This is a genomic window from Sphingomonas sp., assembly GCF_040398505.1.
Lineage (GTDB): Bacteria > Pseudomonadota > Alphaproteobacteria > Sphingomonadales > Sphingomonadaceae > Sphingomonas.
In genome coordinates, this window is sequence record NZ_JBBATX010000029.1 from 5,960 (window position 1) to 26,538 (window position 20,579).

The window sequence follows — 20,579 nt, forward strand, 5'->3', positions numbered from 1 at the left end:
ACGCCCGCACGGTCGGCCGGGTCGGTCGCGCCGCCGCCCTGCGCGACGAGCAGCGCGGTCAGCAACGGCAGGTCGTGCTTCTCGACCACCACGACGCGCAGCCCGTTGGCGAGCTGGAACTCGTTGGTCACCGGCGCGCTCGCGGCAATGGCGGGGCCGGCGGGCGGCGGCGCGATCCGCTCCGCCTCGCTCGCCGGGGTGACGATCTCGACCGTGCCCGGCGCGACGAGGTGCCTGGTGACGACGGTCCCGGCCACTTCGATCCGGTCGTTCTGGGGTGCCGCAACCGTCTTGTCCTCGGGCAGATATTGGATCGTCGCCGAACGCTGATCGCGCAGATATCTGGTGGCGACGCGCTGCACATCGGCCGCCGTCACGCGCCCGATCGCGGCAAGCTGCCGGTCGGCGGCGCGCGGATCGCGGTCAATGATGACCGAGGACGCGATTGTCCGGCCCTTGCCCTCGGCCGTCTCGCGGCTGCGCAACACCGATGTCAGGATTTCGTTCTTCGCCTCGGCCAATTCGGCGGCGGTGACGGGCGTGTTGCGAACCCGCGCGATTTCGCGGCGCAACGCCGCCTCGCCCTCGGTGGCGGTCTTGCCGCTCGCCAGGATCGCGATCACCGCAAGATTGCCCGGGCCCTGCTTCGAATCGAGATAGGTCTCGGCACTTTGCGCAAGCTGGTCGCGATAGACGAGCGTCTCGTACAGCCGCGAGCTCTCGCCCTGCGACAGGACCGCGTTCAGCACCGACAAGGCCGGGCTATCGGGATGGCTGTCCGCCGGGATCGGATAGCTGATCAGCACCGCGGGCAGCGGCGTGTTCGGCTCCTGCACGACATAATGCGTCGCCTTGGTCCGCTCGGGTTCGGCGACCGTAACACGCGGGATCGGCGCGGTCGGGCGTTTGATCTTCGCGAAATACTGGTCAATCCAGCCGTTCAATTGATCGGGCGCGAAATTGCCCGACACCACCAGCACGGCATTGTCGGGCCGGTAATAGGTCGCGTGGAACGCGCGGACATCGTCGATCTGCGCGCTCTGCAAATTGTCGAGGCTGCCGATCGTCCCGCGCGCATAAGGGTGTTTGGTGTACGAGATCGCCGGGAAATAGAGCGAGAAGAGCTTGCCGTACGGCCGCGCATTGGTGTTCTGGCGCAGCTCCTCCTTCACCACATCGCGTTCGGACGCGAAGCTCTTCGGCTCGACCACGAGGCTCGCCATGCGGTCGGCCTCGGCGAACAGCAGGCGCTGGAGGTGGTTGGCCGGAACCGTCTCGTGATATTCGGTGTAATCGTCATTGGTCGAGGCGTTGTTGTTGCCGCCGACGTCCTCGGTCAGCCGGTCGAACTGTTCGGAAACGAGGTTGCGCGTCGCCTTGAACATGAGATGTTCGAACATGTGCGCGAAGCCCGATTTCCCGGCGGGATCGTCCTTCGATCCGACATCGTACCACACTTGCACCGATACGTTGGGCGTCGTTGTGTCGCGGATCGCATAGACGCGGAGACCATTTGCCAGCGTGCGTTCGGTAAAGGCGATCGGCTTGATCGCGGGCGCGGCGGGGCGGGCTGGGGCCTTCGGCGCTGGCTTTGCGGTGGCGGCGAGCGGGAGCAGGGCGGCGCCCAGCAGGAGGGCGGCACGGGAAAGACGCATGGAGGACTCCGGACGGGGGAAATCGGATGCGCGCAGTGTGTCGCGGTCAGCTGTGCCGTGTCAATCGCCTAAGACACGGTGCGGAGGAGATGCGGCGCATCCCATCCCGTTCGCCCTGAGCTTGTCGAAGGGCTCCGTGCATCACGTCCGGCGCTATTTGTTGGCCGCGGGGCTTCGACAAGCTCAGCCCGAACGGAATTCAAGCCGTCTAAATCAACAAAGTCACGGCGGGGAAGCCGCGAGCGATGGCTACTTCTTCCGCCCGCGCCCCGCATAGAGCAAGGCCGCGGCCAAGGCGGCCGAACCGACGCCAACGCCGATCGCGATCGGCACGACCGGCCAATTCTGCGGGGCTCCGGCCCCGGCGGCAACCGCGGCTTCGGCGGCATCGCGGACGCGCTTATGCTCGCGCGCGGCGGCTTCGATTTCGTTGATTTTTTCGGCCATCACTCTCTCTCGCTCTGGCTCTTATAAGCGCTCCGGAACGCGTCCGCGAAGATCTTGAGCCTCCCGGCAATAATGGCACTGCGCAGATCGGCCATCAAGGCCTGATAAAAATAGAGATTATGCTCGGTCATCAGCATCGCGCCGAGCATCTCGCCTGCGCGCACCAGATGATGGAGGTAGGCGCGCGACCAGGTCGCGCAGACGGGGCACGCGCACACGGGATCGAGCGGGCCGGTGTCCTCGGCAAACTTCGCGTTGCGGATGTTGATCGGACCCATCCGCGTGAACGCCTGCCCGGTGCGGCCAGAGCGGGTGGGGAGGACGCAATCGAACATGTCGATCCCGCGCTCGACCGCGCCGACGATGTCGTCGGGCTTGCCCACGCCCATCAAATAGCGCGGCTTGTCGGCGGGCAATTGTCCGGGCGCGAAACCGAGGCAGCCGAACATCGCTCCCTGCCCCTCGCCGACGGCGAGCCCGCCGACCGCATAGCCATCGAAACCGATGTCGATCAGCGCGGCCGCACTGTCGCCGCGCAAGGTGCGGTCGAGCGCACCTTGCTGGATGCCGAAAATCGCGGCGTTCTCGGCATGTGTGCCACCGGCATCGAAGGCATCGCGCGACCGCTTCGCCCAGCGCATCGACCGCGCCATTGCGGCGGCCTGCACCTCGGGTGTCGAGGTGGTCGGCACCAATTCGTCGAACGCCATCACGATGTCCGAGCCGAGCAGCCGCTGGATTTCGATCGACCGTTCGGGGCTGAGCGTGTGGCGTGAGCCGTCGATGTGCGATTTGAAGGTAACGCCATTCTCGTCGCGCTTGGTCAGATCGCTGAGGCTCATCACCTGATAGCCGCCGCTGTCGGTCAGGATCGGGCGATCCCACCCCATGAAGCCGTGCAGCCCGCCAAGCCGCGCCATCCGCTCGGCACCGGGGCGGAGCATCAGATGATAAGTGTTGCCGAGGATGATGTCGGCACCCGCCGCGCGGACATCGGCTGGCTTCACGCCCTTGACCGTGCCCACCGTGCCGACCGGCATAAAGGCAGGCGTGCGGATCACGCCGCGCCGCATCGCGATCTCGCCGGTGCGGGCGGCACCGTCGGTCGCGTGGATGGCGAAGGCGAAGCGGGGGGGGGTGGTCATCAAATGTCCCATTCCGTTCGCCCTGAGCCTGTCGAAGGGCACCTCTCCAACTAGAAGACGTGCCTTGCGGCGACCGGGGCTTCGACAAGCTCAGCCCGAACGGAAAGGACTGGCGCTAGGAACGGCTTACCGCTTGAACAGCGTCTCCGCCGTCGGCTCGGCGGCCGGCGCAGCCGGAAGCTCGCCATTTTCCGCTGCCTCGGCATCGCGCGCCAGTTGCAGGCGTTGCGCGCGCAGCTCGATGATCAGCGCCTCGCGATCACCCTCCAGCCGCGTGTCGACGGGCGCTTCAAGGCCTGCTGCCTTCGCCGCCTTGGCGACCGCCGCATCGAGTTCACGCTGCGTCGTCAGCCCGAGCGTGACCGGGTCCTTCGGCGTGATGTTGGCGATGTTCCAATGGCTGCGGTCGCGGATCGCGGCGATCGTGGTCCGGGTCGTGCCGATCAGCAGGCCGATCGCGCCGTCGGTGATTTCGGGATGATTGCGGATGATCCACGCAATGCCGTCGGGCTTGTCCGACCGCTTCGACACCGGCGTGTAGCGCGGGCCCTTGGTGCGGCGGACCTGCTCGGGACCTTTCAGGATCTTGAGCGTATAATCGGGATCGGCCTGGCCCTTGTCGATTTCGTCCTGCGTCAATTCATGCGCGCGGATCGGATCGCGCCCGGTCAGCTTGGTCGCTGCGGTATCGTCGGCGATCGCCTGAATTTCGAGGATGTGCAGCCCGCAAAACTCGGCAATTTGTTCGAAGCTGAGCGCGGTATTATCGACGAGCCACGAAGCGGTCGCATGTGGCATGAGCGGCTGGGCCACGGGAAACTCCTTCAGAAACGGAAAGGGCCGCCCCTTTCGGAGCGGCCACTGTGCTGGCGAACAGTGTAGAGCGGTTGCACGGGGAGGGCAAGCGCGGGTTGGGGATTCAGCCGTTGTCGTCCTGCGGGCTGAAATGCGCCGCCACGTCGCGGTGCGCGTCGAGCACGTTGACGATCTCGACGCGATCCCCGCTGTACCGAAAATACATGACGTAATTCTTGTGAGGCGTGCTGCGAAGCCCAGGTGAGAGCTCGGCACGCTCCGTGCCAAGCGTACCGGGTAAATCGGCAAGGCGACGGCAATGCGAAATGATCCCGGTTCTTATCGCGTCGGCTGTCGCTCTGTCGCTTTCAGTCGCGATGTACCGGCTGATTGATCGCAAGTCCTCTTCAGCAGATTCCGAGACAAGCAGGCGACGGGTCACTTCCGGCTTCGTTCCCATTCGTCCATATCGAGTTTAAGGCGCTGTTCGACCTCTTCGATAGTGTTCCATCCCCCGCGCGCGATCGATGCCTGAATCGTCTCGCGCAAGGCCGCGAGTTTGCTCTCGCGTTCCTGCACCAATCGCAGGCCTTCCACGACGACTTGGTCGGCCGACCCATAGCTTCCGTCGGCGACCACCGCTTCGACAAAGGCTTCCCAGCGCTTTCCGACTGTCACGTCCATTACGTCAACTCCCGAGCGGGACAGTTTTATGCGATCGCTCGACCGGCTTCAAGCCGCGATCGCCTCGGGATGCTCGACGGGTACCAACGCGCCCAGAAATTGCCGTGCGCTGGCTTCCCAGGTGAAGGTCTGGCCATAAGCGGCGCAGGCCGCGCGGTCGCGGGTCAGCGCAGCGGCGATCGCGACGCTCAAATCCTCGTTCATCGCGCCGACCGCGTCATTCAGCACATCGACCGGCCCCGTCACCGGGAACGCCGCGACCGGGGTGCCGCACGCCAGCGCCTCGATCATCACCAGCCCGAACGTGTCGGTGCGGCTCGGGAACACGAAAACGTCGGCGGCGACATAGGCCGAGGCTAGTTCGGGTCCGAAGAGCGGCCCGAGGAAATGCGCGTCGGGGAAGCGCGCGGTCAGCGCTGCGCGTGCGGGCCCGTCGCCGACGATCACCTTGGTGCCGGGGTGGCGCGACGTGAGGAACGCCTCGATATTCTTTTCGATCGCGACGCGGCCGACATAGAGCTGGATCGCGCCTTTGCCCGCGGCCTTGAGCGCGGCGATCGCGGGGTGCGGCGCAAGCTCGGGCGAGAAGGTCGACAGGTCGACCCCGCGGCCCCAATGCCGGATGCGCGTCAAGTCATGTGATTTCAGCGTCGCCGCAATCGACGGGGTCGAGGCGAGGATCGATTGCGCGGGCCAGTGGAACCAGCGGATATAGCGCCATACCCATTCCGGGTTCACGCCGGTGCGCGCCGACACATAATCGGGGAATTGCGTGTGATAGGCGGTGGTGAAGGGAAACCCGCGCGTCAGGCACCAACGCCGCGCGGCCAAACAGACCGGGCCTTCGGTCGCGAGGTGGATCGCGTTGGGCGCGAAATCGGCGAGCATCTTGCCGACGCTGCCGGTGCGGGCAAAGGCCAGGCGAATCTCCGGGTAGGTCGGGCAGGGCAGCGAATAGAACAGATCCGGCGACACGATCAGAACTTCGTGCCCCTGACGTTCCAGTTCGGCGCGCACCGCTTGCAATGTGCGCACGACCCCGTTCACCTGAGGGCTCCACGCATCGGTGGCGATCGCGATACGCACCCCGGTCAGGCCGCCAACATCTCGATCTTCGCCACGACGCGCGGTGCCTCGCGCGCGGCGATCTCTTCGGCCCAGTGGAGCAACTCCATCCGTCCGTCGAAATGTTCGACCAGGGCGGTGCAACCCTCCACCCAGTCGCCGTCATTATAATATTCTACGCCGCCGATGTTGCGATATTCGGCGGTGTGGATGTGCCCGCACACGACGCCATCGACCCCGCGCGCGCCAGCGGCTTGCGCGACGATTTCCTCGTAATTCGAAATGAACTGGACGGCGTTCTTGACCTTGGCCTTGGCGTGCTTCGACAGCGACCAATATGGCAGGTTGAAGGTGCGTCGGTACGCGTTCACCCAGCGGTTCAGACCCATCAGGAACTCATACGCTACATCGCCGACATGCGCCAGCCAGCGGTGTGCGAGCGTGATCGCGTCGAATTCGTCGCCGTGCAGAACCAGAAGGCGGCGGCCGTCGGCGGTCTCGTGAATGGCCTTGCGCCGGATCGCGACCCCGCCGAAATCGAGACCGGTGAACTGCCGCATCACCTCATCATGATTACCGGGAATGTAGATCACTTCGGTGCCGCGCTTGGCGCGCTTGAGCAAGCGCCACACCACGTCGTTATGCGCCGTGGGCCAGTAGAATTTCTTTTTCAGTCGCCATCCGTCGATAATGTCGCCGACCAGGTACATCCGCTCGCTGTCGACATGGTCGAGAAAGTCGATCAGCATCTCGGCGTTGCAGCCGCGCGTGCCGAGGTGAATGTCGGAAATCCAGATCGTGCGATAGCGGCGACGCTCGGTCGTGGCGCGCTCGGGGATGGCGGGTTGCGAATTGGCAAAGTCGCTGAAATCGGCGATCGTGGCGCCGGCAAGCCCTGTCAGTGCGACCTTGGTTACTGCATTCATGGCGACATCCCCAAGTCGTTGAATGCTTCAAGGCTATGGCCATAGATTGTTACAATCCGAATTGTCGCCCTTCACGCAACTGTCACATCGGAATGTGGTTGGGCTGCTCCGCCACACGCGCCAGCCACTGCGTGACAGCGGGATAATGGCGCAGCGCGAACCCGCCCTCTGCGGCGATATGCGTGTAGGCGTAGAGCGCGATGTCAGCGACGGTGAAACGGCCCGCCGCCAGAAACGGCGTCCTCGCCAGGTGCGCGTCCATCAGCGCGAGTGCGGCTTCGCCGGCCGCTTGCTTGGTCGGGATTTGCGCGCGTTGCAGCTCGCTCAGCCGGTCCTCGCCGAAGAACGCGCGCCAGAAGCGCAAGGTCGCGATGTTGGGCTCGTGATTATACTGCTCCCAGAACATCCAATGCAGCATGTCAGCGCGGCCGAACCGGTCATGCGGGATCAGCGGCGATCCGTCGGCGAGATAGAGGCACGCCGCCCCGCTTTCAGGCAGGAAATCGTCGCCGATCTGCAGCACCGGAATACGCCCGTTTGGGTTGACCGATTCCAGGAACGCGGGCGAGCGTGTCGCCCCGGCAAGGATGTCATAGTCGCGCCGTTCGATCGGAATGCCGACATGCGCCGCGGTCAGGCGGATTTTATAGCAATTTCCCGATTGCGCATATTCATGCAGGATCAGGTCGGACATCAGACGTTCCCCTCTGCCATCACCTCGGCGATCAGATCCTTGCGGCTCAACTTGCCGATCATCGTCTTGGGCATGGTCAGGCGGACGACCACCTCATCGACGCGCTCGTGCCGACCGAGTTGCGGGTTGAGCCAGTCGCGCAGTTCGGCCCCGCTCGCGCTCGCGCCGTCGTTGAGCGTGACATAGCCGCGCGGCTGCTCGCCGCGATAGGCGTCGGGTAGGCCGATCACCATCGCCTCTTTCACCGCCGGGTGCTGGAGTAGCAGCGCTTCGATCTGGCTCGGAAAGACCTTGAAGCCCGAGACCGAGAGCATGTCCTTCAACCGGTCGACGATCTTGACGAAGCCGTCCGCGTCGATCGTCCCGACATCGCCCGTGCGCAGCCACCGCCCCGCCGCGTTCGTCACAAACACATCGGCATCGGCGTCGGCGCGGTTCCAATAGCCCTTCATGATTTGCGGCCCCATCGCGACGATTTCGCCGGGCTCGCCGATCGGGGGATCCTGCGTCGGGTCGGCCTTGTCGACGAGGCGGAGATGCGTGGCCGGAATCGGCTGGCCGATCGTACCGGTCTTGCCCTCTTGGCTGTAGGGATTGGCCGACAGCACGCCGGAACTCTCCGACAGGCCATAGCCTTCGACCACGGTCGCGCCGGTCGCGCCGGTCACGCTCTCGAACTTCGCCTTCAACGCGCCTGCAAGCGGCGCACCGCCCGAAATACACACCCGGAGCGAGGAGAAATCGGTCGCACCGATCTTGGGATGATCAAGCAGCGCCTGATACATGGTCGGCACGCCGGGCAACGCGGTCGCCTTGGTCCGGTCGATCGCCGCCAGCACCGCGCCCGCCTCGAAGCGCGGCAGCATCACGATGCAGCCGCCATTGAGCACGGTGCGGTTGAGCACGCAGGTGTTGGCAAAGACGTGGAACAGCGGCAGCACGCCGAGGATACGGTCCGGCTTGCCCGGCTCGGGGTCGATCGCCATCACCTGGCGCGCATTGGCCGACAAATTCTGGTGCGTCAGCATCGCGCCCTTGGGCGTGCCGGTGGTGCCGCCGGTATATTGGATCAAAGCGACGTCGCGCTCGGGGTCTACCGTCGCCGATGTATGGGCGCCGTCATTGGCGATCAGCTTCGAAAACGCGATGACCCGGGGGTCATGCGGGCGCGGCGTGACTTCCTTGCGCTTGAACAGGCGGTAGAGAATCGATTTCGATGGTGGCAGCGCCCCCGCGATCGACCCGACGATCAGCCGTTCGAGCGTGCTGCCGTCGAGCACCTTGAGCGCGGTCGGGAGCAGCGCCGTCGCCGACAGCGTGAAGAGCAGCCGCGTTCCCGAATCGGCGACCTGATGTTCGAGCTCGGCCACGGTGTAGAGCGGCGAGAAGTTCACCACCGTCGCGCCGATTTTCAGGATGCCGAAGTACGCCGCCAGATAATGCGGGACGTTGGGCAGGAACAGACCGATCCGGTCGCCGCGGCCATAGCCCAGCGCGGTCAGCCCCGCCGCGACGCGATTCGCGCCATCGTGCGTTTTGGCAAAACTATACTGCCGCCCGAGGAAATCGATCAGCGGCGCTTTGCCCATGCGCGCGCAGGATTGATCGAACAGATCGACCATCGACAGCGGTGGAAACGCGCTGTCCCACGGATTGGGGTGACGATAGGATGTGCGCCAGATGGCCTCTGAAGGGTTCATTGACACAGGTGTAAGCAAGCAACCGCTTGCTCGCAAGGTCAGCGAATGTGTTCGCCCGTCCACGTCACGAGTACGGAGACCGCCACCAGCCCGAGATCCAGTGCCGCCTTCACGTGATGTGGGGCGCGATCAGCGGCGTCGTGCGTCAGGATCTGGATATCCGCGCTCGGGTGGCGCGCAACCGCAACCAATGCGAGCAAAGCGAAGACCCCAACCATGATCCGTCGTTTGCGCACGAACAATTCCTTACGCGCAAAGGATATCCTTAATGGCGGGCTTGGGCAAGACCGTTACGCGGCCAACCGATCCTGCAAAGCACGCCCCCGCGCTCGATCTCGCCCGGCGCTTTTCGCGTCGAACAGCGCGCGATCGGCGCAGGCATAGAGCGCCTTCCAATCGGTTTCGCGCAGCAAGGGGCCGCTGCAGGTGCCGATGCTGGCGGTTACCGAAACGTCGTAGGGCATCCGACCGGCGCGCAGCCGCGCGAGGATTTCGCCGGGCTCAACCGCAAACGCGCTCCACGTGAGAACCGCGAATTCCTCGCCGCCGATCCGCGCGACGAGCGCGTCGGGCGGGACCGCCTGTCGCAGCGTCCGGGCGAACACGCGCAACACTTCGTCCCCGCCGTCATGCCCGATCGTCTCATTCACGCGCTTGAAATGGTCGAGATCGGCGATCATCAAAATGTGCTCGCCATCGCGACCGATCGCCTGGTGCAGGAAGGCGCGACGGTTGAGCAAGCCGGTCAAGGGATCGGTATCGGCAAGCAGCCGTGCGGCGATCTCGCCCTCGCGCGCTTCGTCGCGCTCGGCGCTCAGCAGGCGCATACGATAGGCGATGGCGAGGCTCGACAGCAACGCCTCGACCGACATTGACAGGATCGTCGAATTGTCGAGCCAGAAGCTGCTGCCGATCAGGTTGATCGCATTGGCGATGCGCAGGCACGCCAATATGATCGGCGCGGCCCATGCGACGGCAAACAACCACAGATAATTGCTGCGGGTTGCCCAGGCGCGCCATAGGAGCGGCGGGATCACCGCCATCTGGCCGACAAAGGCCCAGCAATAGATGGTGTCGCACGTTCGCACATCATAGGGCGCAAACAGGACATAGCCCAGCGTGGCTGCGAGCAGCGTCACAGACGCCGCGGCGGCGATGCGCCCGGTCCACCCCGCGAACACGCGCGGCTCGAAAAAGGCGCGAGCAAAGGCGAAGGCCGCGACCGATGACAGGCCGAGCGTCAGATAATTGATCCGGATGCGGTCGGTATTGGCGATGCTCGGCCACGCCCAGGCCAGCGCGCCCGATGTCGAGAAAGCATAGAGCAAGAGCGCGAAGACCATCGCGCAATAGGCCAATTGGAACGGATGCCGAAGCGCGGCCCACAAAGCGAAATTGTAACAGAGCAAAGCGATGCACAGCCCGGCAAACGCGGCATAGAGTGCGCTCATCTCAAGATTGAACCGTTCGCTTTCGCTCGGGGTGGCGATCCGTGGCTCGCGAAGAATCCCGCGCAGATTTGGCGATCCTTCGACATGCCACAACAGCCGGACGAGCGGTGCAGGTCGCGCAGCCAGCGGTTGTTCGAGGATCGCGCCGAGCGCGAGGTGCCGGGTCTTGGCATGATCGTCGATCGCCGCGGCGACGATCGCTCCATCGGCATAAAGTGCGTAAAGCGTGACGCGCTTCTGCCACAGGCTCCCACTGCGGATGCGGAGCGGGCCGGTGCGCGACACAGGACCCGACCGCAGCCAGAAATCGCCGGCGCCGAACCGCGTCTGCGCGGTGTCGCAATCGAAGTGGGCCATGCCCGCCAGAAGTCCTGCCGGAGTCATGCCGGGGGCGTCGCGCACGAGGCAGACCGGCATGGCCTGTCCCGCACTGGCGGTCTGCGCGTGCGCGGGACCGGTTGCCATCACCCCCGCAATCGCCGCGATGCAGAGGGCTAAGATCCTGGAAAGAAGGGCGCGGTGCATATTGCACCCTAATCCGCCGATTCCGAACAGATGGTAAAGACGACCTTCAGCGCGCGGCTGTCGCCACGCGCGCGATGGACCCGGGACCTTGGCGCCGGGTCCATCGCCGCATTTTGTTTATTTCGCCGAGGTCGTGTCCTTGTCGATCTTGGCGACCGCGCTCTTCTTCTTGGGCTTCTTCGGGGGGGCGGGCGTGATTTCGAACGACAGCGCGCCGTCCTTCATCTTCACCGTCACCTCGCCGCCATGGACCAGCTTGCCGAACAGCAATTCCTCGGCGAGCGGTTGCTTGATCTTTTCCTGGATCAGGCGGCCCATCGGGCGCGCACCGTAGAGCTTGTCATAGCCCTTGGTGGTGAGCCACGCCTTCGATTCGTCGTCGAGGTTGATGTGGACGTTGCGGTCCGCCAGCTGCAATTCGAGCTGGAGGATGAACTTGTCGACCACCCGCGCCACAACTTCGGTCGGCAAATAGCCGAACGGGACGATCGCATCCAAACGGTTGCGGAATTCGGGCGTGAACATCTTCTGCACGGCTTGCTCATCCTCGCCCTCGCGGGTGAGGTTGCCGAAGCCCAGCGTCTCGCGCGCCATGTCGGAGGCACCGGCATTGGTCGTCATGATCAGGATGACGTTGCGGAAATCGACCGTCTTGCCGTGCTGATCGGTCAGGCGCCCGTTGTCCATCACCTGCAACAGGATGTTGAACAGATCGGGATGCGCCTTCTCGATCTCGTCGAGCAACAGCACGCTGTGCGGTTGCTGGTCGATCGCATCGGTGAGCAGACCGCCCTGATCGAACCCGACATAGCCCGGCGGGGCACCGATCAGCCGCGAGACCGAGTGGCGTTCCATATATTCCGACATGTCGAAGCGCTGGAGCGGAATGCCCATGATATGGGCAAGCTGCTTGGCGACTTCGGTCTTGCCGACGCCGGTGGGTCCCGTGAACAGATAGTTGCCGATCGGCTTTTCGGGATCGCGAAGGCCAGCGCGCGACAGCTTGATTGCCGAGGCGAGCTTCTCGATCGCGGCATTCTGCCCGAAGACGACGCGCTTGAGATCGGTCTCGAGCGATTCGAGCGCCTTGGTGTCGTCGGTCGAGACCGATTTTGGCGGGATGCGCGCCATCGTCGCGATGACTTGCTCGATCTCGCGCGTCGTGATCGTCTTCTTGCGCTTGGCGAGCGGCACCAGCATCTGCATCGCGCCGACTTCGTCGATCACGTCGATCGCCTTGTCGGGCAGCTTGCGGTCGTTGATGTAGCGCGCGCTCAGTTCGACCGCCGCCTTGATCGCGTCGGGCGTGTACTTGACCTTGTGATGGTCCTCGAACGCCGAGCGCAGACCCGCGAGGATCTTGATCGTATCCTCGATCGTCGGCTCGTTGACGTCGATCTTCTGGAAGCGCCGCAACAAGGCGCGGTCCTTCTCGAAGTGGTTGCGGAACTCCTTATAGGTGGTCGAGCCGATGCAGCGGATCGTCCCGCCCGAGAGCGCGGGCTTGAGCAGGTTCGACGCATCCATCGCCCCGCCGCTGGTCGCGCCCGCACCGATCACGGTGTGGATTTCGTCGATGAACAGGATCGCATCGGGCAGCTTTTCGAGTTCGTTGACGACCGCCTTCAGCCGCTCCTCGAAATCGCCGCGATAGCGTGTGCCCGCGAGCAGCGCGCCCATGTCGAGCGAATAGATGACCGCCGGGAGCAGCACTTCGGGCACATTGCCCTCGACGATTTTGCGCGCAAGGCCCTCGGCGATCGCGGTCTTGCCGACGCCGGGATCGCCGACATAAAGCGGGTTGTTCTTCGAGCGGCGGCACAGGATCTGCACCGTCCGGTCAACCTCGGGCCCGCGACCGATCAGCGGATCGACCTTGCCCTTCTTGGCCTTCTCGTTGAGATCGACGCAGAACTGCTTGAGCGCGCTTTCGCTTTTGCCCTTCTCGCCGGCCTTTTGCGGCTTCTCTTCCTCGGCACCCTTGGGCACGACGGCTTCGGGGGCGGCAGCGCCCTTGCCGACGCCGTGGCTGATGAAGCTGACGGCGTCGAGGCGGCTCATGTCCTGCTGCTGCAGGAAATAGACGGCATAGCTCTCGCGTTCGCTGAACAAGGCGACGAGCACATTGGCGCCGGTCACTTCGTCGCGGCCCGAAGACTGGACGTGGAGAATCGCGCGCTGGACGACGCGCTGGAAGCCGCTGGTGGGGGAGGGGTCAGTCGCCGCCTCGACCTTCAATGCCTCGAGCTCGGTATCGAGATAATGGCGCACCGTCGCGGTCAGTTCGGCGGTATCGACGCCGCACGATTCCATCACTTTCGACGCATGTTCATCATCGATCAGCGCGAACAGCAGATGTTCGAGCGTCGCATATTCGTGGCGGCGCGACGAGGCGGCTTCGAGCGCCTTGTGCAGCGTGGTTTCCAGCGCGGAGGCGAAGGATGGCATCGGTTCTTTACTCCATGCGGGTCGCTGGGGACGCGCGACCCTTTGCGCCTATGTCGGAAGGCTGATCCACTGTGACAAGCACTTGAAATTCGCGTCGGGATTTCCTGCGGGCCAGACGCGAACCGCTCATGACTTGAACAAACCGTGCGCGGTCGCGCGATGGGTGACGGCGGTCTGCATTTTCCTGGCCGTCCGTGCGATCTCGCCTTCGAGCACCGCGATCCGCGTCTCCAGCTCCTTGACCGACAACGGATCAAGGTCCTGCGCGATCAGCGCAGCGAGCGGATCGCCCGCGTCTTTCGGGAGAATCTCGTCGAGGTCCATGGACAAGATCGTTGACCCGACGCGGCCCCATGTCAATAAGGCGCCGTACGTATAGGCAGGTAAAACGGGACGCACGACCGATGGACGGAATTCCCGAGACAATGCGCGCGATCGATCCGGCGGTGCCGGGCGGGCCCGAAGTACTGTGCGTCGTCGAACGTCCGGTGCCAAAAGTGCGCGCGGACGAGGTGTTGATCCGCGTGGTGGCGGCGGGCGTCAACCGGCCCGACGTGCTGCAGCGCAAGGGTGGCTATCCGCCGCCACCGGGCGCGCCGTCGATCCCGGGGCTCGAAGTGTCGGGCATTGTCGTCGCGCAAGGCGACGATCTCGCGGTCGACATGACGGGTCAACCGGTGTGCGCCTTGCTCGGCGGCGGGGGCTATGCCGAATACGTCGCGGTGGCGGCGGGGCAAGTGCTGCCGGTGCCGTCGGCGCTTTCGATGATCGAGGCGGCGGCGATCCCCGAGACGTTGTTTACCGTGTGGACCAATTTGTTCGAACGCGCTTATGCGACCGAGGGCGATACCGTGCTGGTCCATGGCGGAACCAGCGGGATCGGCACGATGGCGATCGCGCTTGGTACGATCTTCGGGTTGCGCGTGATCGTGACGGCGGGATCGGACGAGAAATGCGCGGCAGCGCTCGGCCTCGGCGCGGCCCATGCGATCAATTACCGGACCGAGGATTTCGTCGCGCGGGTGAAGGACATCACCGGCGGTAAGGGCTGCGCGGCGGTGCTCGACATGGTCGGCGGCGAGTATGTGCCGCGCAATCTGCAATGCCTCGCCGATGACGGGCGGCACGTGTCGATCGCGGTGCAGGGCGGGCTGATGGCGACGATCCCGATCTTCGAGGTGATGCGCCGCCGCCTGACGCTGACCGGATCGACGCTGCGCCCGCGCGATGCGGCGTTCAAGAGCCTCGTTGCCGACGAACTCCACCGCACCGTGTGGCCGCATGTCGAGGCGGGGCGGCTGAAGCCGGTGATCGACCGCACCTTCCCGCTGGAGGAAGCGCCTGCCGCGCACGCGCGGATGGAAGCGGGCGATCATGTCGGGAAGATCGTGCTGACGCTGTAGGGGCGGCCGCTAAAGTCACACAGAGTCGCACCATCGACGGGGTTTGCGCGGGACTGGACCGGGGCCGGGTACCGGGAGCGCGGATTGAGAATAAGAAAGAGCCGTGTAGCCAGTATCGCAGATGTGTGCGCTGTAGAACAGGGGCCGGGCGTCGGCTAACGCCCACTAGCGGATAGTGGGCGTTGCTGGCATTCTGACGAAGTGATGGAAGCTGCACGCCTGAAACGCGCTCGCCGACGCCTGCGGGGCTACTTCTTCGGTAGCGGCATCATACTGGCGTTTCTCTACATACTGGTTGCTGCCTTCATCGTCCGCTTGGTCGGCGTAGAACTGACTCGATTCTGGTCCACAGTGCTGATCGCGGCAGCCGTGCTCCTCGGGGGGAGTTATGGGATCGTACTGTTCAGTTCTGTCGGCATCCACCTCGTTCGCCGCCTGCTAAAACGACAGCCGATCATGGAAATCGAGGATTAGATCGGAACTGCCGCTTCCCGACGAATCCCGACATCGGACCGGAACGATGCCCGAACCCCGCCTCACCCCAGCACGGTCTTCAAATTCATGAATTCGTGCAGCCCGTACGGCCCCAACTCCCGCCCGTGGCCCGAGCGTTTGATGCCGCCGAACGGCGCGTGGGGGAGGCTGGCGAGCATTGCGTTGACCGCGATCATGCCGGCTTCGATGTCGCGTTCGAAGCGGGCGCGTTCGTCGGCGTCGTTGGTCCAGATTGAGGAACCGAGGCCGAACGGGACGGCATTGGCGAGCGCGATGGCCGCGTCGATGTCGTCGGCCTTGAACAGCATCGCGATCGGGCCGAACAGCTCTTCTTGCGCAACCGCATGATCGATCGGCACGTCGACGAGAATCCCTGCCGACATAAACGCGCCCCCTTTGTGTCCCTTTGGGCCGGGGAGCGCTTCGCCGCCGAACAGCAGCTTGCCGCCCTCGGCTTCGATCATCGCGATCTGATCGAGCACGGTCTGGCGCTGCGTTTCGCTCGACAGCGGGCCCATGTCGGTCGCCGACTCCATCGGGTCGCCCGCGACGACGGCTTGCATCCCTGCGGCGAATTTTTCGAGGAAGGCGTCATAGATATCGGCGTGGACGATCATCCGCTTGGCGCAGATGCACGATTGGCCGGTATTCTGGATTCGTGCGGTCACCGCAGTCTTCGCTGCCAGATCGAGATCGGCGGAGGGCATGACGATGAACGGGTCCGACCCGCCCAATTCCAGCACCACTTTCTTGAGCGCGCGGCCTGCCGCCTCGGCGACTTGCATCCCCGCCCCTTCGCTCCCGGTCAGCGTCACCGCGACGATGCGGTCGTCGGCGATCAGCGCGGCGACCTTGTCGGATTTGATCGGCAAATTCTGGAACAGGCCCGCTGGCGCACCTGCGGCGATCACCATTTCCTCGATCGCGGCGGCGACGCCCTGCACGTTCGAGGCGTGCTTCAACAGGCCGACATTGCCCGCCAGGATCGTCGGGCCAAGGAAGCGAACCACTTGCCAATAGGGGAAATTCCACGGCATCACCGCGAGCACCGGGCCCATCGGGTGCCACGTCGCGGTCCCACCGGGAAAGGGGCGGGGCGCGAGCATTGCCGGGCCTTCCTGCGCATAATAGCGGAAACCGGCGGCGCATTTCTCGACCTCGGCCAGCGCGGATTTGAGCGTCTTGCCCATTTCGCGCGTCGCGATTTCGGCGAGGCGGTGCGCGTTGGCATCGAACTGTTCGGCGATCCGCTCGAGCAGCGCGGTCCGCGTCGCAAAATCGGTGATGCGCCACGCGCGGAATGCGTCGTGCGCGCGCTGCACTTTGGTCTCAAGCTCGGCGGTGGTGAGTTCGGCGAAGGATGCCCCCGGCGTGCCGGTGGCGGGATCGATGCTGGTGAACATGGGGATGCTTCCTGAAAAGTGTCGATCGACAAACGCACAGCTAGCCCAGCGTATCCTTGACCCCAAACACATGCGTGCCGCATAGCTGCGCCATGGATATACCAATCGAAGAGTTGACGTTCGAAGCGGCGTTGAAAGAATTGGAGGGGATCGTGTCAAGGCTCGAGAGCGGCGATGCGCCGCTCGACCAGGCAATTGCGCTGTACGAGCGCGGGGACAAGCTGCGGCGTCGATGCGATGATCGCCTCAACGCGGCACAGGCACGGATCGAAGCGATCCGGACTGACAGCGAGGGGCGCGCCATCGGCACGCAGCCCTTTGCCGCAGGTTGACGGCGTGACCGCAGCGTCTTTGACCCTCACCGCGGCGATGTCCGATGTCGCCAGCGACATCGACCGTCGGCTCGACCACTTTCTGACCGTGCCCGACGATCCGCGCGGCGATTTGTACCGCGCGATGCGCCACGCCGCGATCGGCGGGGGCAAGCGCTTGCGCCCGTTGCTGGTATTCGCGACCGCGCGGCTGTTCGCGGTCGACCGCGATTGTGCCGGCCGGGTAGGGACCGCGATCGAATGTATCCATGTCTATTCGCTGATCCATGACGATTTGCCGGCGATGGACAATGACGACATGCGCCGCGGCAAGCCGACCGTGCACAAGGTGTTCGGCGAGGCGACGGCGATCCTTGCGGGCGATTGCCTGCATGCGCTCGCCTTCGAGATCCTGTCCGACCCGCTGACGCATGCCGATCCGTTCGTGCGCAGCGAATTGGTGCTCGATTTGGCGCGCGCGGCCGGCCCGACCGGCATGGCAGGCGGGCAGGCACTCGATCTCGAAGCCGAGAAATCGAGCTTCGACTTGCCGACCGTCACGCGCTTGCAAGCGATGAAGACCGGCGCGCTGATCGCCTGTTCGGTCGAGGCTGGCGCGATCCTCGGCAAGGTGCCGCCCGAGGGGCGCACGGGGTTGCGCGGCTATGCGCGCGACATCGGGCTCGCTTTCCAGATCGTCGACGACATCCTCGACGTCGAGGGCGACGAGGCGGCGGTCGGCAAGGCGCTGCGCAAGGATGGCGAAGCGGGCAAGGAGACGTTCCTGTCGCTGCTCGGGCTCGACCGCGCGCGCGCGCAGGCGGAAATGCTGGTCGATCAGGCAATCGAGCATCTTCAGCATTTTGGGGCCGAAGCGGATTTGCTCCGCGAGATTGCGCGCTTCACGCTGGAGCGGGATCGTTGAGCGCAACCGGCGCGGTGCGCATCGGCGTCTATCCCGGCACGTTTGATCCGGTGACGCTCGGGCATATGGACATCATCCGGCGCGGCGCGAAGCTGGTCGACCGGCTGGTGATCGGGGTGACGACCAACGCGTCGAAATCCCCGATGTTTTCGAGTGCTGAGCGCATCGCCATGATGGAGCGCGAGACCGCCGGAATCGCCGGCGTCAGCGTCGTCGGCTTCGATTCGCTGCTGATGGATTTTGCCGCCGAGCAAGGCGCGAGCACGATCCTGCGCGGCGTGCGCGGCGTGACCGATTTCGAATATGAGTATCAGCTGACGGGCATGAACCGCGCGATCAACCCGCTGATCGAGACCGTGTTTCTGATGGCGGACGTGTCGCTGCAGCCAATCGCCAGCCGTCTCGTCAAGGAAATCGCGCTCTATTGCGGCCCGATCGTCCGCTTCGTGACCCCGACGATTGCCGCCGAGGTTGCCGCGCGTGTCGCGCAGATCGGGCGCAAGGGCAGCGTTTGAGCGCCGTTTACCGGGGTGTGACGGGCACGGCCCTATTTCTGTCGCCTTTGGCCGCGACACGTTCAGCTTGGCGCAAGCCGCCAGTTGGTCTAAGCGACCGTTCACCACCAGCATCTCTGCGGGGACTCATGCGTTTCTTTACCCTTTTTATCGCTTTGTTCGCGCTGCTGGCCGGGCCGGCCTTTGCCGCCAAGAAGCAGAAGCCGATCGAGAAGGCCGCAGTCGCGACCACCGCCGGTCGCCCGCCAGTGCCGTCAGCGACCGACCCGGAAAATCTGCTGTATCTCGATTTGTCGACGGGTGGCCGTGTGGTCATCTGGCTGCGCCCCGATGCCGCGCCGAAAATGGTTGAGCGGATCAAGACGCTGACGCGCCAGCATTTCTATGACGGGCTGTTGTTCCACCGTGTGATCGAAGGCTTTATGGCGCAGACCGGCGACCCCAAGGGCGACGGAACGGGTGGGTCGAAGCTGCCCGACGTTCCCGCCGAGTTCAACTTCCTGCCGCACGTGCGCGGGGCGGTTTCGGCGGCGCGCGAAGGATCGGCCGAGGGTGCCAGGGTCGAGGAAGTGACCAAGGCCGAAAACAGTGCAAACAGCCAGTTCTTCATCGTGTTCAACCCGACGCTCAAGCTCGACCGCAAATATACGATCTTCGGTCGCGTCATTTCGGGCATGAACTATGTCGACACGATTGCGCGCGGTGAGCCGCCGCTCAACCCGTCGCGGATCCTGCACGCCTATATCGCAGCGGATTCGCCGCCCGCTTATGCACCACCACCGCCGCCGGCCCCGGTTGCGCTTCCCGCGGCGACGATCGTGCCGACCAAGGCCGCGCCCAAGCCACCGTTGGTGCGGAAATCAGGAAGCCGTGGCGGCTAAGGCCGAACGTACCGGGACTCGGCCATGAACGTCGATCTGTTCGACTTTGCGCTGCCGCCGGAGCGGATCGCGCTGCGCCCGGCGGTGCCGCGTGATGCCGCGCGGTTGCTCGTGCTTGAGGGCGACGCGACGCATGATCGCAGCGTTGGCGACTTGCCCGCCTCGCTTCGGGCGGGCGATTTGCTGGTGTTCAACGACACGCGCGTGATCCCGGCGCAGCTCGAAGGAACACGCGGCGATTCGCGGATCGGGGCGACCTTGCACAAGCGCGAGGGGCCGCGCCGCTGGCGCGCCTTCATCCGCAACGCGCGGCGGCTGCGCGAGGGCGATGCGATCGATTTCGGGAGTGGCGTGACCGCGACGGCGCACGATCGCGGTACGGATGGCAGCTTCGCGCTCGATTTTGCCGGGGATGAGCCGGTCGAGCTGCTGCTCGAGCGCGCCGGGCGGATGCCGCTGCCGCCCTATATCGCCGCACGCCGCCCCGCCGATGCGCAGGACGCCGAGGATTATCAAACGATGTTCGCCGCCGAAAAGGGCGCGGTGGCGGCCCCGACGGCGGCGCTACATTTCACGCCCGATCTGATGACGCGGCTGGCCGCGGCGGGGATCGACCATGCAACGCTGACGCTGCATGTCGGCGCGGGGACGTTCCTGCCGGTCAAAGCCGAGGACACCACCGACCATAAGATGCATGCCGAATGGGGCCGGATCGACGCCGCGACGGCGGATCGGATGAATGCGGTGCGCGCGCGCGGCGGGCGGCTGATCGCGGTGGGCACGACCAGCCTGCGCCTGATCGAAAGCGCGTGCGGCGAGGATGGCGTCATCCGCCCGTTCGAAGGCGATACCGCGATCTTCATCACGCCGGGCTATCGCTTTCGCGGGATTGACGGGCTGCTCACCAATTTCCATTTGCCGCGCTCGACGCTGTTTATGTTGGTTAGCGCGCTGATGGGGCTGGAGCGGATGCAAGCGGGGTACGCCCATGCGATCGAAAACGGATACCGTTTCTACTCTTACGGGGATGCTTCGCTGCTTCTGCCGTAAGCGCGGTAGGTGGGTGGTTGATGCGTGTCCTGAGAGCGGGTTTTCGGGCAGTTTGGACTAA

Annotated in this window: 22 protein-coding genes; 7 read left to right on the top strand and 15 right to left on the bottom strand. The window is 64.7% G+C overall.

Features of this window, described 5'->3' with window-relative positions:
• The 14 genes from ABWP09_RS05830 to ABWP09_RS05895 all read right to left on the bottom strand — a co-directional run.
• Nucleotides 1–1,655 (bottom strand): M16 family metallopeptidase (locus tag ABWP09_RS05830; RefSeq protein WP_353204204.1); only part of this gene is annotated, 1,655 nt, incomplete at its 3' end.
• A 249-nt stretch (nucleotides 1,656–1,904) separates the two neighbouring features.
• Nucleotides 1,905–2,102: a hypothetical protein gene (locus ABWP09_RS05835; RefSeq protein ID WP_353204205.1), complete on the bottom strand. Its 198-nt coding sequence runs from the start codon at nucleotides 2,100–2,102 to the stop codon at nucleotides 1,905–1,907.
• Nucleotides 2,102–3,247, bottom strand: coding sequence for a tRNA guanosine(34) transglycosylase Tgt (tgt, locus tag ABWP09_RS05840; RefSeq protein ID WP_353204206.1), 1,146 nt, complete (start codon nucleotides 3,245–3,247; stop codon nucleotides 2,102–2,104). Before tgt ends, ABWP09_RS05835 begins: the two co-directional genes overlap by 1 nt.
• A gap of 126 nt (nucleotides 3,248–3,373) precedes the next feature.
• On the bottom strand, nucleotides 3,374–4,060 hold the full coding sequence (locus tag ABWP09_RS05845) for a cell cycle transcriptional regulator TrcR (protein ID WP_353204207.1): 687 nt from the start codon (nucleotides 4,058–4,060) through the stop codon (nucleotides 3,374–3,376).
• 106 nt (nucleotides 4,061–4,166) lie between these two features.
• Nucleotides 4,167–4,502 (bottom strand): type II toxin-antitoxin system RelE/ParE family toxin, encoded by a 336-nt coding sequence (locus tag ABWP09_RS05850; RefSeq protein ID WP_353204208.1) that lies wholly within the window; start codon nucleotides 4,500–4,502, stop codon nucleotides 4,167–4,169.
• Complete coding sequence (locus ABWP09_RS05855) at nucleotides 4,481–4,726, bottom strand: type II toxin-antitoxin system ParD family antitoxin (protein ID WP_353204209.1); 246 nt, start codon at nucleotides 4,724–4,726, stop codon at nucleotides 4,481–4,483. Before ABWP09_RS05855 ends, ABWP09_RS05850 begins: the two co-directional genes overlap by 22 nt.
• Before the next feature lie 48 nt (nucleotides 4,727–4,774).
• Complete coding sequence (locus ABWP09_RS05860; RefSeq protein ID WP_353204210.1) at nucleotides 4,775–5,812, bottom strand: glycosyltransferase family 4 protein; 1,038 nt, start codon at nucleotides 5,810–5,812, stop codon at nucleotides 4,775–4,777.
• Between the two features lie 5 nt (nucleotides 5,813–5,817).
• Nucleotides 5,818–6,717, bottom strand: coding sequence for a UDP-2,3-diacylglucosamine diphosphatase (locus tag ABWP09_RS05865; RefSeq protein ID WP_353204211.1), 900 nt, complete (start codon nucleotides 6,715–6,717; stop codon nucleotides 5,818–5,820).
• Between the two features lie 82 nt (nucleotides 6,718–6,799).
• Complete coding sequence (locus ABWP09_RS05870) at nucleotides 6,800–7,411, bottom strand: glutathione S-transferase family protein (RefSeq protein ID WP_353204212.1); 612 nt, start codon at nucleotides 7,409–7,411, stop codon at nucleotides 6,800–6,802.
• Entirely contained in the window at nucleotides 7,411–9,111 is a 1,701-nt protein-coding gene (locus tag ABWP09_RS05875) for an AMP-binding protein (RefSeq protein WP_353204213.1), read from the bottom strand. Before ABWP09_RS05875 ends, ABWP09_RS05870 begins: the two co-directional genes overlap by 1 nt.
• A gap of 38 nt (nucleotides 9,112–9,149) precedes the next feature.
• Nucleotides 9,150–9,329: a hypothetical protein gene (locus ABWP09_RS05880; protein ID WP_353204214.1), complete on the bottom strand. Its 180-nt coding sequence runs from the start codon at nucleotides 9,327–9,329 to the stop codon at nucleotides 9,150–9,152.
• A gap of 72 nt (nucleotides 9,330–9,401) precedes the next feature.
• The gene (locus ABWP09_RS05885) at nucleotides 9,402–11,027 is read right to left on the bottom strand and encodes a GGDEF domain-containing protein (protein ID WP_353204215.1); all 1,626 of its coding nucleotides are present in this window, start codon (nucleotides 11,025–11,027) and stop codon (nucleotides 9,402–9,404) included.
• A 177-nt stretch (nucleotides 11,028–11,204) separates the two neighbouring features.
• Entirely contained in the window at nucleotides 11,205–13,535 is a 2,331-nt protein-coding gene (gene clpA, locus ABWP09_RS05890; protein WP_353204216.1) for an ATP-dependent Clp protease ATP-binding subunit ClpA, read from the bottom strand.
• 126 nt (nucleotides 13,536–13,661) lie between these two features.
• Nucleotides 13,662–13,859: a DUF1192 domain-containing protein gene (locus ABWP09_RS05895; protein ID WP_353204217.1), complete on the bottom strand. Its 198-nt coding sequence runs from the start codon at nucleotides 13,857–13,859 to the stop codon at nucleotides 13,662–13,664.
• Nucleotides 13,860–13,939: 80 nt separating this feature from the next.
• Between ABWP09_RS05895 and ABWP09_RS05900 the strand changes: the two genes are divergently transcribed.
• Both ABWP09_RS05900 and ABWP09_RS05905 read left to right on the top strand, forming a co-directional pair.
• A complete protein-coding gene (locus ABWP09_RS05900; protein WP_353204218.1) occupies nucleotides 13,940–14,938 on the top strand; it encodes an NAD(P)H-quinone oxidoreductase in 999 nt (332 codons plus the stop codon).
• Nucleotides 14,939–15,139: 201 nt separating this feature from the next.
• Entirely contained in the window at nucleotides 15,140–15,412 is a 273-nt protein-coding gene (locus tag ABWP09_RS05905; protein WP_353204219.1) for a hypothetical protein, read from the top strand.
• Between the two features lie 62 nt (nucleotides 15,413–15,474).
• Here ABWP09_RS05905 and ABWP09_RS05910 read toward each other — a convergent pair whose 3' ends face one another.
• Entirely contained in the window at nucleotides 15,475–16,836 is a 1,362-nt protein-coding gene (locus ABWP09_RS05910) for an NAD-dependent succinate-semialdehyde dehydrogenase (RefSeq protein ID WP_353204220.1), read from the bottom strand.
• Between the two features lie 92 nt (nucleotides 16,837–16,928).
• Here ABWP09_RS05910 and ABWP09_RS05915 point away from each other — a divergent pair, with 92 nt between their 5' ends.
• From ABWP09_RS05915 to queA, 5 genes are all read left to right on the top strand, one after another.
• Nucleotides 16,929–17,168, top strand: a complete 240-nt coding sequence (locus ABWP09_RS05915; protein ID WP_242139544.1) for an exodeoxyribonuclease VII small subunit — start codon at nucleotides 16,929–16,931, stop codon at nucleotides 17,166–17,168.
• A gap of 37 nt (nucleotides 17,169–17,205) precedes the next feature.
• On the top strand, nucleotides 17,206–18,072 hold the full coding sequence (locus tag ABWP09_RS05920) for a polyprenyl synthetase family protein (protein ID WP_502959763.1): 867 nt from the start codon (nucleotides 17,206–17,208) through the stop codon (nucleotides 18,070–18,072).
• 14 nt (nucleotides 18,073–18,086) lie between these two features.
• On the top strand, nucleotides 18,087–18,587 hold the full coding sequence (gene coaD, locus ABWP09_RS05925; RefSeq protein WP_502959764.1) for a pantetheine-phosphate adenylyltransferase: 501 nt from the start codon (nucleotides 18,087–18,089) through the stop codon (nucleotides 18,585–18,587).
• Between the two features lie 128 nt (nucleotides 18,588–18,715).
• Nucleotides 18,716–19,468, top strand: a complete 753-nt coding sequence (locus ABWP09_RS05930) for a peptidylprolyl isomerase (RefSeq protein ID WP_353204223.1) — start codon at nucleotides 18,716–18,718, stop codon at nucleotides 19,466–19,468.
• A gap of 24 nt (nucleotides 19,469–19,492) precedes the next feature.
• Nucleotides 19,493–20,518 (top strand): tRNA preQ1(34) S-adenosylmethionine ribosyltransferase-isomerase QueA, encoded by a 1,026-nt coding sequence (queA, locus tag ABWP09_RS05935; RefSeq protein ID WP_353204224.1) that lies wholly within the window; start codon nucleotides 19,493–19,495, stop codon nucleotides 20,516–20,518.
• Nucleotides 20,519–20,579 lie beyond the last annotated feature (61 nt).

Excerpts from the sequence above, each read along its gene's own strand:
- ABWP09_RS05835 (WP_353204205.1), bottom strand. The coding sequence starts at position 2,102 with ATGGCCGAAAAAATCAACGAAATCGAAGCCGCCGCGCGCGAGCATAAG.
- tgt (WP_353204206.1), bottom strand. The coding sequence starts at position 3,247 with ATGACCACCCCCCCCCGCTTCGCCTTCGCCATCCACGCGACCGACGGT.
- ABWP09_RS05850 (WP_353204208.1), bottom strand. The coding sequence starts at position 4,502 with ATGGGAACGAAGCCGGAAGTGACCCGTCGCCTGCTTGTCTCGGAATCT.
- ABWP09_RS05855 (WP_353204209.1), bottom strand. The coding sequence starts at position 4,726 with ATGGACGTGACAGTCGGAAAGCGCTGGGAAGCCTTTGTCGAAGCGGTG.
- ABWP09_RS05865 (WP_353204211.1), bottom strand. The coding sequence starts at position 6,717 with ATGAATGCAGTAACCAAGGTCGCACTGACAGGGCTTGCCGGCGCCACG.
- ABWP09_RS05870 (WP_353204212.1), bottom strand. The coding sequence starts at position 7,411 with ATGTCCGACCTGATCCTGCATGAATATGCGCAATCGGGAAATTGCTAT.
- ABWP09_RS05875 (WP_353204213.1), bottom strand. The coding sequence starts at position 9,111 with ATGAACCCTTCAGAGGCCATCTGGCGCACATCCTATCGTCACCCCAAT.
- ABWP09_RS05880 (WP_353204214.1), bottom strand. The coding sequence starts at position 9,329 with ATGGTTGGGGTCTTCGCTTTGCTCGCATTGGTTGCGGTTGCGCGCCAC.
- ABWP09_RS05885 (WP_353204215.1), bottom strand. The coding sequence starts at position 11,027 with ATGGCAACCGGTCCCGCGCACGCGCAGACCGCCAGTGCGGGACAGGCC.
- clpA (WP_353204216.1), bottom strand. The coding sequence starts at position 13,535 with ATGCCATCCTTCGCCTCCGCGCTGGAAACCACGCTGCACAAGGCGCTC.
- ABWP09_RS05895 (WP_353204217.1), bottom strand. The coding sequence starts at position 13,859 with ATGGACCTCGACGAGATTCTCCCGAAAGACGCGGGCGATCCGCTCGCT.
- ABWP09_RS05900 (WP_353204218.1), top strand. The coding sequence starts at position 13,940 with ATGGACGGAATTCCCGAGACAATGCGCGCGATCGATCCGGCGGTGCCG.
- ABWP09_RS05910 (WP_353204220.1), bottom strand. The coding sequence starts at position 16,836 with ATGTTCACCAGCATCGATCCCGCCACCGGCACGCCGGGGGCATCCTTC.
- ABWP09_RS05915 (WP_242139544.1), top strand. The coding sequence starts at position 16,929 with ATGGATATACCAATCGAAGAGTTGACGTTCGAAGCGGCGTTGAAAGAA.
- ABWP09_RS05920 (WP_502959763.1), top strand. The coding sequence starts at position 17,206 with ATGTCCGATGTCGCCAGCGACATCGACCGTCGGCTCGACCACTTTCTG.
- ABWP09_RS05930 (WP_353204223.1), top strand. The coding sequence starts at position 18,716 with ATGCGTTTCTTTACCCTTTTTATCGCTTTGTTCGCGCTGCTGGCCGGG.
- queA (WP_353204224.1), top strand. The coding sequence starts at position 19,493 with ATGAACGTCGATCTGTTCGACTTTGCGCTGCCGCCGGAGCGGATCGCG.